We start from the raw sequence: 12,259 nt of genomic DNA on the forward strand, positions 1-12,259 counted from the left end.
GCCGGTCGTGGCGAGGGGCGCGCGCTCGGCCCCGTGCGGTCCTAGAGTTGGCCGGGTGAGCTTCACTGCCCCGATCCAGCAGCCCGGTCTGACCCTCGATCCCGCGTGGCACCGTCGTGCCGTGTTCTACGAGGTGATGGTCCGCTCGTTCGTCGACAGCAACGGAGACGGGGCCGGCGACCTCCAGGGGCTGCTGTCGCGGCTCGACTACCTGCAGTGGCTCGGCGTCGACGCGCTGTGGCTGCCCCCGTTCTTCCAGTCGCCGCTGCGCGACGGCGGGTACGACATCCAGGACTACAAGGCGATCCTGCCCGAGTTCGGCACGCTCGACGAGTTCCGCGACCTCGTGACGAAGTCGCACGAGCGCAACATGCGCATCGTCATCGACATGGTGCTGAACCACACCTCCGACCAGCACGAGTGGTTCCAGCAGTCGCGGGAGGACCCGGAGGGCCCGTACGGCGACTTCTACGTCTGGCGCGACACCGACGAGGAGTACTCGAACATCCGGGTCATCTTCGTCGACACCGAGGAGTCCAACTGGACCTTCGACCCGGTCCGCCGCCAGTTCTTCTTCCACCGCTTCTTCTCGCACCAGCCCGACCTCAACTTCGAGAACCCGGCCGTGCAGGAGGCCGTCTTCGACGTCGTCCGCCACTGGCTCGACCTCGGCGTCGACGGGCTGCGGCTCGACGCCATCCCCTACCTCTTCGAGACCGAGGAGGGCAACGGCGAGGGCGAGCCCGCCACGCACGAGTTCATCAAGCGCCTGCGCCGGATGGTCGACGACGAGTTCCCCGGGCGGGTGCTCATCGCCGAGGCGAACCAGTGGCCCGCCGAGACGGCGGCGTTCTTCGGCACGGAAGACGAGCCCGAGTGCCACATGGCCTTCGACTTCCCGGTCATGCCGCGCATCTTCTACTCGCTCCGGGCGCAGAACGGCTCCGAGCTGAAGCGCATCCTGTCCGAGACCACCGAGGTGCCGCCGGGCGCCGCCTGGGCCGTGTTCCTGCGCAACCACGACGAGCTCACGCTCGAGATGGTCAGCGAGGAGTACCGGCAGGCGATGTACGGCTGGTACGCCTACGACCCGCGCATGCGCTCGAACATCGGCATCCGCCGTCGCCTCGCGCCCCTGCTCGACAACTCCCGCGCCGAGCTCGAGCTCGTGCACGCCCTGCTCTTCGCCCTGCCCGGCAGCCCGTTCCTGTACTACGGCGACGAGATCGGCATGGGCGACAACATCTGGCTGCCGGACCGCGACTCGTCGCGCACGCCGATGCAGTGGACGCCCGACCGCAACGCCGGGTTCTCGACGGCCGACCCGGGCAAGCTGTTCCTGCCCGTCGTGCAGTCGCTCGTCTACAACTACAACCTCGTCAACGTCGAGAGCCAGCTGGCCCAGTCGCGGTCGCTGCTGCACTGGGTGCGCAACGTCATCCACGTCCGCAAGGCCCACCCGGTCTTCGGCCTCGGCACGCTCGAGGTCGTCGAGACCGACCAGGAGTCGGTGCTCGCGTTCCTGAGGTCGTACGAGGGCGAGGGCACCCAGTTCGGCGCCTCGGCCGAGGACGTCCTGTGCGTGTTCTCGTTCGCGCACAACCCGTCGTCGGTGACCATCTCGGCGCCGCACCTCGCCGGGCGCACGCTCTTCGACCTCTTCGGCGGCGCGCAGTTCCCGTCGTTCGACGCCGAGGGCAAGGTCACGATCACGCTCGGCACGCAGCAGTTCTTCTGGCTCCACGTCGGCGACGTGCCCGTGGAGCAGCCGGCGGCTGTCGGCGGCGCCTCCTAGGCTCGGGGGCGTGAGCCAGATCGACCGCACCGACGCCGTTCCCCTCGTCCCCTCGTCCGAGGGCACCGACGAGGGCAGGGTCGGCGGCGCCGCCGCGGTGCCGGCGGGCGACGTCCCCGCGGCCTGGTGGAAGGCACTGGGCGTCTTCGACCTCGAGACGACGGGCATCGACGTCGAGACGGCCCGGATCGTCACGGCCCACGTGGGCCTGATCGACGCGTCCGGCGCCAGCATCGCGCACGGCGAGTGGCTCGCCGACCCGGGCGTCGAGATCCCCGAGCAGGCCAGCGCCGTGCACGGCATCTCCACCGAGCGGGCGCGGGCCGAGGGGCGACCCGCGGCCGAGGTCGTCGCCGAGATCGTGGCGGCGCTGCGGGCCGTCTTCGCGCGCGGCGTGCCCCTCGTGGTCTACAACGCCCCCTACGACCTCACCCTGCTCGACCGCGAGGCGCGGCGCCACGGCATCGAGCCGCTCGGCGACGTCGGCGAGATCGGCTGCGTCATCGACCCACTGGTGATCGACAAGGCCGTCGACCGCTTCCGCAAGGGCAAGCGCACCCTCGAGGCCGCCGCCTCCGTCTACGGCGTCGTCCTCGACGACGCGCACGACGCGGGGGCCGACGCCGTGGCGGCGGGGCGGGTGGCCCAGGCCATGGCCCGGCGCTATCCCGAGCAGCTCGACGTGCCGACCACCGACCTGCACGACCTGCAGATCGGCTGGTGCTCGACCCAGGCCGCGTCGTTCCAGGAGTACATGCGCCGCAAGGACCCGACGTTCACGACGTCGGGCGAGTGGCCCCACCGCTCGCTGCCCGGGGCCTGATCCGGCGACTGCCCGTTCCGGCGGTCGCCGAGACGCAGAAGAGGCGGCCCACCGTGGTGGACCGCCTCTGTCGACGTCGGGGCCGGAGCCCCTGCGCGCTCTGGCCCTCTGGGGGCTCTGGCCTACTTGCCGAAGTTCTTGTAGCGCGAGTTGAACTTCTCGACGCGACCGGCCGAGTCGAGGATGCGCTGCTTGCCCGTGTAGAACGGGTGCGACTCGGACGAGATCTCGACGTCGATGACCGGGTAGGTCTCACCGTCGAGCTCGATGGTCTTGTCGCTCGTCGTCGTGGAGCGCGTGAGGAACGTGGCGCCCGATGCGAGGTCGCGGAAGACGATCTGCTTGTACTCGGGGTGGATGTCGGTCTTCATGATCGTCCTAGGTCTAGCGGTGGATGGTGGTGTGAAGTTCGGGAGGCAGGTCGCACGAGTGCTCCGGGCCAGCTGTCAACGATACCAGACCACGGGGCCGGATCGAAGGAGGCGAGGGGTCAGCGAGCCGACCGTGCCGTGTAGCGGCCGTCCTCGGCCGTGACCTCGAGCTCGACGCCGAACGTGGCGCCGAGGGTCTCGGCCGTGACCACCTCGTCGATCGGACCGGAGGCGACGACGCGGCCGCGGTCGAGGAGCAGCGCGTGGGTGAAGCCCCGCGGGATCTCCTCGACGTGGTGGGTGACCATGACGATGGCGGGCGCGCCGTCCGACTGCGCGTACCCGGACAGCATGCGGAGCAGTTCTTCGCGGGCGCCGAGGTCGAGGCTGGCGGCGGGCTCGTCGAGCAGCAGCAGCTCGGGGTCGGTCATGACCGCGCGGGCGATCTGGACGCGCTTCTGCTCGCCGTCGCTGAGCTCGCCGAAGGTGCGCTCCGACAGGTGGTCGAGGCTCCACTCGTCGAGCACCCGGTGGGCCCGGCGCACGTCGACCGTCTCGTACTCCTCGTTCCAGCGGCCCGTGACGGAGTACGCGGCGGTGAGGACGACGTCGACGACCTTCTCCTTCGCGGGGATGCGTCGAGCGATGGTGGTCGAGGCGAACCCGATGCGCGGCCGCAGGTCGAAGAGGTCGACCTGGCCCAGGTCGCCGCCGAGCACCTCGGCGCGGCCGGAGCTCGGGTGGGTCTGGGCGGCGGCCACCTGCAGCAGCGACGACTTGCCCGCGCCGTTCGGGCCGAGGACGACCCAGCGCTCGTCCGAGTCGACGGTCCAGCTCAGCGAGTCGACGACGGGGACGCCGCCGCGGACGAGGGAGACATCGGTCAGCTGCAGGACGGTAGGCATGGTCGACAGCCTAGCGACGCAGGGTCTCGTAGACCTGGAGGGTGCGGCCCGCGATCCGCGACCAGGAGAACTCGCTCTCCGCGCGCATGCGCCCTGCCCGGCCCATCAGCCGGGCGAGCGCGGGGTCGGACACGACCTCGGTCAGCGTCCGGGCCAGGTCGGCGACGAACTTCTCGGGGTCGAGGGGCGTGCCGGTGCCGTCCTGCGCCTGCTCGAGGGGGACGATGCGGCCGGTGAGGCCGTCGGCCACGACCTCGGGGATGCCGCCCGTGTCGGAGCCGACGACGGGGACGCCGCAGGCCATCGCCTCGAGGTTGACGATGCCGAGGGGCTCGTACACGGACGGGCAGACGAAGGTCGTGGCGGCGCTGAGCACCGCGCTGAGCTCGTGACGGGGCAGGACGCGCTCGATCCAGACCACGCCGGTCCGCTCCTCCTGCAGCTCATGGACGAGGCCGCTCACCTCGGCCATGATCTCGGGGGTGTCGGGAGCGCCGGCGCAGAGCACGAGCTGCACGTCGGCGGGCAGCAGCTTCGCGGCGCGGAGCAGGTAGGGCAGGCCCTTCTGGCGGGTGATGCGGCCGACGAAGACGACCGACGGGCGATCGGGGTCGATGCCGAGCCCGCGCACGACCTCGGCGTCGTCGACGCGCTGCCAGGCCTCGAGGTCGATGCCGTTGTAGACGACGCTGACCTTCTGCTCGTCGATGCCCGGGTACGACCGCAGGATGTCGCGGCGCATGCCCTCGCTGACGGCGATGACGGCGTCCGCGGTCTCGTAGGCCTGTCGCTCGATCCAGCTCGAGACGCGGTAGCCGCCGCCGAGCTGCTCGGCCTTCCACGGGCGCAGGGGCTCGAGGCTGTGGGCGGTGAGCACGTGGGGGACGTCGTGCAGCATCTGGGCGAGCTGCCCCGCGGCGTTGGCGTACCAGGTGTGGCTGTGCACGATGTCGGCGCCCGCGACGTCCTGCGCGATGCGCACGTCGGTGCCGAGGGTGCGCAGGGCGCCGTTCGCGGCCGACAGCTCGGCCAGGTCGGGGTAGCCCGTCGTGTCGGGCTCGGGGTCGACGTCGCCGAAGGCACGGACCTGCACCTCGATCGACTGCCTCAGCGCCTTCGCGAGCTCGACGACGTGGACGCCGGCGCCTCCGTAGACGTTCGGCGGATATTCCTTGGTGATGACATCGACTCGCACGAGCATCACCGTAGTCGTGCGGCTCGGAAACGTGCCATTCTGGCCGCATGGCATCAAAGAAGATCTTCGGCATCGTCCTGGCGGGGGGCGAGGGCAAGCGCCTCATGCCGCTCACCGCCGACCGGGCCAAGCCCGCGGTCCCCTTCGGCGGCAACTACCGCCTCATCGACTTCGCGCTCTCGAACCTCATCAACTCGGGTCTGCGCCAGATCGTCGTCCTGACGCAGTACAAGTCGCACAGCCTCGACCGCCACGTCTCGCAGACCTGGTCGATCGAGGGGCTCCTGGGCGCGTACGTGGCCTCGGTGCCGGCCCAGCAGCGCCTCGGCAAGCGGTGGTTCGCCGGCAGCGCCGACGCCATCCTGCAGAGCCTCAACCTGCTGCGCGACGAGAAGCCCGACATCGTCGTCGTGGTCGGCGCCGACCACGTCTACCGGATGGACTTCGAGCAGATGGTGGAGGCGCACATCGCCTCGGGCGCCGGCGTCACCGTCGCGGCCATCCGCCAGCCGATCTCGCTCGCCGACCAGTTCGGCGTCATCGAGGTCGACGGCGACGACCCGACCCGCATCGGCCGGTTCCTCGAGAAGCCGACCGACGCGACCGGTCTGCCCGACTCCCCCGACGAGATCCTCGCCTCGATGGGCAACTACGTCTTCGACGCCGACGTGCTGATCGACGCCGTGCTGCGCGACGGCGAGAAGCCGGACTCGAACCACGACATGGGCGGCGACATCGTGCCGGACTTCGTCTCGCGGGGCGACGCGGCCGTCTACGACCTGAACCGCAACGACGTCCCGGGCTCGACCGAGCGCGACCGCTACTACTGGCGCGACGTCGGCACCATCGACTCGTTCTACGACGCGCACCGCGACCTCATCTCGGCGCTGCCGATCTTCAACCTCTACAACACCGACTGGCCGATCTTCAGCCAACAGCTCAACTCGCCGCCCGCCAAGTTCGTCCGCGACGGCCTGGGCAACCTGGGCACGACGATCGACTCGGTGGTCTCGCTCGGGTCGCTCCTCTCCGGCGCCCACGTCGAGCGCAGCGTGCTCGGCCCGTGGTGCACCCTCGACTCGGGCTCCCGCGTCGTCGACTCGATCGTCTTCGAGCGGGCGCACATCGGGCCGAACGCCACGGTCAACCGCGCGATCCTCGACAAGGACGTCGTCATCGCCGAGGGCGCCTCGGTCGGCGTCGACGCCGAGGCCGACCGGGCGCGAGGCTTCACCGTGACGCCGTCGGGCATCACCGTCGTGGGCAAGGGCGTCCGCGTCGACCGCTGACGCCGCCGGGCCCGCCTCGTCGCCGTGACGCACGGTGACGTCGCGGGCCGGTCGCGTCTCGGCCGGACGTTAGGGTGATCGCGTGCCCCGCTTCCTGACCGTCCTCGACGTCGACTCCACTCTCATCGAGGACGAGGTCATCGAGATCCTCGCCGAGGCCGCCGGCTCGCGCGACGAGGTCGCCGCGATCACCGAGCGGGCCATGGCGGGCGAGCTCGACTTCGCCGAGAGCCTGCACGCCCGGGTCGCCACGCTCGCCGGGCTGCCCTCGTCCGTGTTCGCGGACGCCGCCTCGCGCATCCGCGTCACCGCCGGCGTCCCCGAGCTGGTCGCCGGGCTGCACGCCCACGGCAGCGTCGTCGGCGTCGTCTCCGGCGGGTTCCACGAGGTGCTCGACCCCATCGCCGACGGTCTCGGCCTCGACTTCTGGCGGGCCAACCGGCTCGAGGTCGTCGACGGCACGCTGACCGGCCGCGTCGAGGGCCCCGTCGTCGACGCCGCGGGCAAGGCCGCGGCCCTCCGCGAGTGGGCCGAGGAGGCGGGGGTCGCCTCCGCCCACACGGTCGCCGTCGGCGACGGGGCCAACGACCTGCTGATGATGGAGGCCGCCGCGCTCTCCGTGGCCTTCAACGCCAAGCCCCGCGTGCGGGACAGGGCCGACGTCGTCGTCACGCACTGCGACCTGTCGCAGGTGCTGCCCCTCCTCGGCCTGCGCGGCTGAGGCGGCCGGGCCGACGGCCTGCCGGCGGGCTGCCGGCCTAGTGGCCCATGCCCAGGCCGCCGTCGACCGGGACGACCGCGCCCGAGATGTACCCGGCGTCGTCGCTCGCCAGCCAGGTGATCGCCTTGGCGACCTCGGCCGCGGTCCCGAAGCGGCCGGCCGGGATGCTCTTCTTGTAGTCGGCCTGCTGCTCCTCGGGGAGCACCGCCGTCATGTCGGTCTCGACGAACCCCGGGGCCACGACGTTCGCGGTGATGCCGCGGGCGCCCACCTCCCGCGTCAGCGACCGGGCGAAGCCGACGAGGGCCGCCTTCGACGCCGAGTAGTTGGCCTGTCCGGCCCCGCCGAGCAGCCCGACGACGCTCGACACGAGCACGATGCGGCCGAAGCGGGCCTTGAGCATCCCCTTCGAGGCGCGCTTCACGACGCGGAACGCGCCGCCCAGGTTGGTGTCGACGACCGAGGTGAAGTCGTCCTCCGTCATGCGCATGAGGAGGCCGTCCTTGGTGATGCCGGCGTTGGCCACGACCACCTCGACGGGACCGAGCTCGGCCTCGACGGCGGTGAATGCCGCGTCCACGCTCGCGGCGTCGGTCACGTCGGCGACGACCGTGAGGGTGCCCTCGGGGCCCTGTCCGCTGCGGGCGGTGACGGCCACGCGGTGTCCCTGGGCGACGAACTCCTCGGCGATGGCGAACCCGATGCCTCGGTTGCCGCCGGTGACGAGGACGGTGCGGGGGGTGGTCATGGTGGTGCTCCTCGGGATCGACGACGGGGGTGCTCTGGTCCGGGGACCGCGTGCCAGCCTACTGTCGGTCGTCGGAGTTACGATCGTGCTGCGCGCCGACCCTCGGCGTCCCGAGCCCGTGAGGCCATGAAGACATCGAACCCGATCACCACGCTCCCCCCGTCGCCTGCTGACGACCGTCACGCGCGCATGCGCCGTTACCTGCTGGCGACGGGCATCCGCATCGTGTGCATCGCCCTCTGCTTCGTCATCCCCCTCAGCTGGTGGACGCTGATCCCCGTCCTCGGCGCCGTCGTCATCCCCTACGTGGCCGTCGTGCTCGCGAACGTCGGCCACGAGACGGGCCAAGATGTCGAGCGCCCCGGCGGCGTCGAGGTCTGGCGCGCACCGCAGCAGCCGTGGTCGCCGCCCGCCCCGCACGACCCCGACGACGACCCCGTGGTCGGCGCCGACGGGGTGCCGCGGTGATGCTCGGCATCGGGCAGCCGGGCCCCGGCGACGTCCAGTGCTCCCGAGCGGGCTGCACCGAGGCGGCCGTGCACGCCGTCAACTGGCGCAACCCCAAGATCCACGGCCTCGAGCGCGTCAAGGTCTGGTCGGCCTGCGACGAGCACGTGGGCTACCTCGCCGAGTTCCTCCGTGCCCGCGACTTCCCCGTCGTCCTGACGCCCGCGGGCGAGACGGTCGAGCGGGTCGAGCAGGAGGCGCGGTGAGGGCGCCCGGGTCGGTCACGGCCCGCACCACCCCCGCCACGAAGTGGCTGGGGTACCTCGCGGTCGTCGTCGTCTTCGCGACGATCTGCGGCCTGCTCGCCCACTGGCAGTGGAGCAGGCACGAAGAGAAGGCCGCCGTCGTCCGCCAGCTCGAGCAGCGCTACGACGCGACGCCCGTCCCCCTGCAGGAGGCGCTGCCCGAGTTGTCCTCGTACGACCCGGCCCTCGAGTGGCAGCCCGTCTCGATGACCGGGCGCTACCTCGTCGACGACGAGCTGCTCGTCCGCAACAGGCCCCTCAACGGCCAGCCCGGCTTCGACGTCCTCGTGCCGTTCCAGGTGACCGGAGGCGACGTCTTCGTGGTCGACCGCGGCTGGGTGCCGACGGGCAACGACCAGGACGCCCCCGACGAGGTGCCGGCTCCCCCGACGGGCGAGGTGACCGTCACCGCCCGGCTCAAGCCGGGCGAGCCCGCCCTCGGCGACCGGACCGGCGTCCCGGGCACGAACCAGATCGCGACGATCCAGCTCAGCGAGGTGCAGAAGCGCGTCGACGGCGACATCTACCGGGCCGCGTACGGCGAGCTCGTCTCGGAGGACCCTGCCCCTGCCGAGGCGCCCGTCAAGGCCAGCGCGCCCGAGATCGACACGGGCCTGAACCTGTCGTACTTCGTGCAGTGGATCATGTTCGCGGTCGGTGCCTTCGGGTTCCTCTTCTACGTCTTCCGCCAGGAACGCCGCAACCGCCTGCTCGACGAGGCCGACGACGAGACCCCGGAGGAGGCGGCCGAGCGAGAGCGCCGACGAGCGTCGCGCCCCCGCGCCGACCACGAAGAAGAGGACGAGCTGCTCGACGCCGCCGGCCGCTGAGCCGCACCGAGGCCCGTGCACGACGACGCCGCCCGGAGGTGTCCGGGCGGCGTCGTCGTGTGCAGGCCCGCGTCAGGCCAGGTTGATGAGGTCGGAGTAGTCCTTCGTCCAGTGGTCCTCGGTGCCCTCGGGCATGATCAGCACGCGCTCGGGGTTCAGCGCCTCGACGGCGCCCTCGTCGTGGCTGACGAGCACGACGGCGCCCTCGTAGTTCGCCAGTGCGTCGAGGATCTCGAGGCGGCTGGCGGGGTCGAGGTTGTTCGTGGGCTCGTCGAGGAGGAGGACGTTCGCGCCCGAGACGACGATCATGGCCAGGGCCAGTCGTGTCTTCTCGCCGCCGGAGAGCACGCCCGCCGGCTTCGCGGAGTCGTCCCCGGTGAACAGGAACGAGCCCAGCACGCGGCGCGCCTCGGTCTCGGTGATGTTCGGGGACGACGAGACCATGTTCTCGAGCACGCTGCGCTTGACGTCGATCGTCTCGTGTTCCTGCGCGTAGTAGCCGACCCGGAGGCCGTGACCGGGCTCGAGCTGCCCGGTGTCGGGCTCGTCGACGCTGGCCAGGATGCGCAGCAGCGTGGTCTTGCCGGCGCCGTTGAGGCCCAGGATGACGACCTTCGAGCCGCGGTCGATGGCGAGGTCGACGGCCGTGAAGATCTCGAGCGAGCCGTAGCTCTTCGAGAGGTTCGAGGCCATCAGGGGCGTCTTGCCGCAGGCGGCGGGCGTCGGGAACCTCAGCTTGGCGACGCGGTCGACAGCACGCACCTCCTCGAGGCCGGACAGCAGCTTCTCGGCGCGGGCGACCATCTGGTGGGCGGCGGCGGCCTTCGAGGCCTTGGCCCCGAAGCGGGCGGCCTGCTTCTGCAGGGCGGAGGCCTGCTTCTCGGCGTTGCTGCGCTCCTTCTTGCGGCGTTCCTCGTCGGCGGCGCGCTGGCGCTGGTAGTTGCGCCAGCCCATGTTGTAGACGTCGATGGACTGGCGGTTCGCGTCGAGGTAGAAGACCCGGTTGACGACCTCCTCGACGAGCTCGATGTCGTGGCTGATGACGATGACGCCGCCCTGGTACGTCTTGAGGTACTCGCGCAGCCAGACGACGCTGTCCGCGTCGAGGTGGTTGGTGGGCTCGTCGAGGATCATCGTGTCGGCGGCCGAGAAGAGGATCCGCGCGAGCTCGATGCGTCGCCGCTGACCACCGGACAGGGTCGACAGGGGCTGGTCGAGGATGCGGTCGGGCAGGCTCAGGTTGCTCGCGATCGAGGCGGCCTCCGCCTCCGCGGCGTAGCCCCCGAGCGCGTTGAACTGATCGTCGAGGTCGCCGTAGCGCTTCATGGCCCGCGCCGCGACGTCGGGGTCGGGGTCGCCCATCGCGAGCGACGCCTCCTGGATGCCCAGCAGGAGCTGGCCGAGGCCGCGGGCGTCCAGGATGCGGGTGCGCGCAAGGTCTTCGGGGTTCCCGCTGCGCGGGTCCTGGGGCAGGTAGCCGATCTCGCCCGAGCGCTCGATCTTGCCGCCCGTCGGCATGGTCTCGCCGGCGAGCGTCTTGGTCATGGTCGTCTTGCCGGCGCCGTTGCGACCGACCAGACCGATCTTGTCGCCCTTGTCGACGCGGAAGCTCACGTCGGCCATGAGCAGGCGCGCTCCGACGCGGATCTCGAGGTCGTGCACGGAAAGCACAGCAGAAGTCCAATCGATTGGGGAGATGTCCACAACGGGGCCCGGTGGAGGGCCGCCTCTAGGATGAGGACGTCGCGTGGAGAGGGGTCGCAGCACTGCGCTGCCGACCAGCCGCTCGGCCGATCAACCTACCCATTCTAGGAGACTCGCATGACTGACACCGCCGCAACGATCTCGCGGCCGGTCCTCGCCGACCGGCTCGTGGCCCGCAGCTGGGCGACCGACGTGGCCCTGGTGCTCGGCGGGGTCGGCTTCACCGCGGCCCTGGCGCAGGTGCAGGTGCCGATGTGGCCCGTGCCCATCACGGGTCAGACCCTCGCGGTGATGCTCGTGGGCGCGACGCTCGGCGCCCGTCGGGGCGCCCTGTCCATGCTGACGTACCTCGTCCTCGGCGTCGCCGGGCTCCCGATCTTCGCCGAGTTCACCGGCGGCCCGCTCAGCGTCCTGCGCCCGAGCTTCGGGTTCGTCCTCGGATTCGTCCCCGCCGCCCTGGTCATCGGCTGGCTCTCGCAGCGCGACTGGGACAAGAAGTGGTGGCTGTCGGCGGTGGCGTTCTTCCTGGCGAGCCTCATCCCGTTCGCGACAGGTCTCCCCTACATGGCCGTCGTCCTCGCTCAGCTCGGCGTCGACGCGTCCCTCGGCAACGTCCTGGCCCTGGGCGTCTACCCGTTCATCGTGGGCGGCGTCGCCAAGTGGCTCATCGCCGCGTCGGCGCTGCCGCTGGCCTGGCGCGCCCTGGGGCGTCTCGGCCGCTGACGCCGCCTCCCCGCGCACGACGAGAGCCCCGGTCGATCCCGACCGGGGCTCTCGTCGTGCGTGCGGCGTCCTAGATGGAGAAGCCGATGGCCCGCATCATGTCCCGACCGTCGTCGGTGATGCGGTCCGGGCCCCACGGGGGCATCCAGACCCAGTTGATGCGGAACGCGTCGACGACGCCGTCGAGCGCGTTCGCCGTGTCGGCCTCGATCACGTCGGTGAGCGGGCAGCCCGCCGACGTCAGCGTCATGCTGATGATGAGGGCGTTCTCGTGCTCCTCGTCCATGGCGAGGTCGTAGATGAGGCCGAGGTCGACGATGTTCACCCCGAGCTCGGGGTCGACGACCTCCTTCAGGGCCTCGATGGTCGCGTCGAACTTCTCGGGGGCGAGAGCGACGGCCAT

At 71.1% G+C, this 12,259-nt stretch carries 14 protein-coding genes; 8 read left to right on the forward strand and 6 right to left on the reverse strand.

Translation table 11 applies throughout. The annotated features are described in order from the left end of the window. Window positions 1-55 precede the first annotated feature (55 nt). Entirely contained in the window at window positions 56-1,795 is a 1,740-nt protein-coding gene (treS, locus tag FHR78_RS00615; protein WP_166758607.1) for a maltose alpha-D-glucosyltransferase, read from the forward strand. Between the two features lie 97 nt (window positions 1,796-1,892). Continuing rightward, on the forward strand, window positions 1,893-2,618 hold the full coding sequence (locus FHR78_RS00620) for an exonuclease domain-containing protein (RefSeq protein ID WP_166759634.1): 726 nt from the start codon (window positions 1,893-1,895) through the stop codon (window positions 2,616-2,618). A 122-nt stretch (window positions 2,619-2,740) separates the two neighbouring features. Here FHR78_RS00620 and FHR78_RS00625 read toward each other — a convergent pair whose 3' ends face one another. The 3 genes from FHR78_RS00625 to glgA all read right to left on the reverse strand — a co-directional run bounded on the left by FHR78_RS00625 (window position 2,741) and on the right by glgA (window position 5,089). Continuing rightward, the gene (locus FHR78_RS00625; RefSeq protein ID WP_043594989.1) at window positions 2,741-2,989 is read right to left on the reverse strand and encodes a type B 50S ribosomal protein L31; all 249 of its coding nucleotides are present in this window, start codon (window positions 2,987-2,989) and stop codon (window positions 2,741-2,743) included. A gap of 119 nt (window positions 2,990-3,108) precedes the next feature. After that, complete coding sequence (locus FHR78_RS00630) at window positions 3,109-3,894, reverse strand: ABC transporter ATP-binding protein (RefSeq protein WP_166758608.1); 786 nt, start codon at window positions 3,892-3,894, stop codon at window positions 3,109-3,111. Window positions 3,895-3,904: 10 nt separating this feature from the next. Beyond that, window positions 3,905-5,089: a glycogen synthase gene (glgA, locus tag FHR78_RS00635; protein ID WP_166758609.1), complete on the reverse strand. Its 1,185-nt coding sequence runs from the start codon at window positions 5,087-5,089 to the stop codon at window positions 3,905-3,907. 47 nt (window positions 5,090-5,136) lie between these two features. On the opposite strand from glgA, the gene FHR78_RS00640 reads away from it, so the two are divergent. Together FHR78_RS00640 and serB are read left to right on the forward strand one after the other, a co-directional pair. After that, window positions 5,137-6,378: a glucose-1-phosphate adenylyltransferase gene (locus tag FHR78_RS00640; protein ID WP_166758610.1), complete on the forward strand. Its 1,242-nt coding sequence runs from the start codon at window positions 5,137-5,139 to the stop codon at window positions 6,376-6,378. Window positions 6,379-6,460: 82 nt separating this feature from the next. Then, a complete protein-coding gene (serB, locus tag FHR78_RS00645) occupies window positions 6,461-7,099 on the forward strand; it encodes a phosphoserine phosphatase SerB (protein ID WP_166758611.1) in 639 nt (212 codons plus the stop codon). A 37-nt stretch (window positions 7,100-7,136) separates the two neighbouring features. Here the strand turns inward: serB and fabG are convergent, their stop codons facing one another. Then, window positions 7,137-7,847 carry a 3-oxoacyl-ACP reductase FabG gene (gene fabG, locus FHR78_RS00650; RefSeq protein ID WP_166758612.1) on the reverse strand — a complete coding sequence of 237 codons (711 nt, stop codon included), beginning with the start codon at window positions 7,845-7,847 and terminating at the stop codon, window positions 7,137-7,139. Window positions 7,848-7,973: 126 nt separating this feature from the next. Here fabG and FHR78_RS00655 point away from each other — a divergent pair, with 126 nt between their 5' ends. Genes FHR78_RS00655 through FHR78_RS00660 form a run of 3 tightly spaced genes read left to right on the forward strand, consistent with a single transcriptional unit; the run spans window position 7,974 to window position 9,429 of the window. Next, complete coding sequence (locus tag FHR78_RS00655; protein ID WP_166758613.1) at window positions 7,974-8,315, forward strand: DUF3099 domain-containing protein; 342 nt, start codon at window positions 7,974-7,976, stop codon at window positions 8,313-8,315. Next, window positions 8,315-8,560 (forward strand): hypothetical protein, encoded by a 246-nt coding sequence (locus FHR78_RS14805; RefSeq protein WP_208392805.1) that lies wholly within the window; start codon window positions 8,315-8,317, stop codon window positions 8,558-8,560. Before FHR78_RS00655 ends, FHR78_RS14805 begins: the two co-directional genes overlap by 1 nt. Then, entirely contained in the window at window positions 8,557-9,429 is an 873-nt protein-coding gene (locus tag FHR78_RS00660; protein ID WP_347877990.1) for an SURF1 family cytochrome oxidase biogenesis protein, read from the forward strand. The genes FHR78_RS14805 and FHR78_RS00660 overlap by 4 nt, the downstream gene beginning before the upstream one ends. A gap of 72 nt (window positions 9,430-9,501) precedes the next feature. Here the strand turns inward: FHR78_RS00660 and FHR78_RS00665 are convergent, their stop codons facing one another. Further along, a complete protein-coding gene (locus FHR78_RS00665; protein WP_166758615.1) occupies window positions 9,502-11,100 on the reverse strand; it encodes an ATP-binding cassette domain-containing protein in 1,599 nt (532 codons plus the stop codon). Window positions 11,101-11,250: 150 nt separating this feature from the next. Between FHR78_RS00665 and FHR78_RS00670 the strand changes: the two genes are divergently transcribed. Next, the gene (locus FHR78_RS00670; protein ID WP_166758616.1) at window positions 11,251-11,856 is read left to right on the forward strand and encodes a biotin transporter BioY; all 606 of its coding nucleotides are present in this window, start codon (window positions 11,251-11,253) and stop codon (window positions 11,854-11,856) included. A gap of 70 nt (window positions 11,857-11,926) precedes the next feature. Here the strand turns inward: FHR78_RS00670 and FHR78_RS00675 are convergent, their stop codons facing one another. Continuing rightward, entirely contained in the window at window positions 11,927-12,259 is a 333-nt protein-coding gene (locus tag FHR78_RS00675; RefSeq protein WP_146900878.1) for a metal-sulfur cluster assembly factor, read from the reverse strand.

The organism is Frigoribacterium faeni (genome assembly GCF_011761235.1).
In the GTDB taxonomy this organism is placed as follows: Bacteria; Actinomycetota; Actinomycetes; order Actinomycetales; family Microbacteriaceae; genus Frigoribacterium; species Frigoribacterium faeni_A.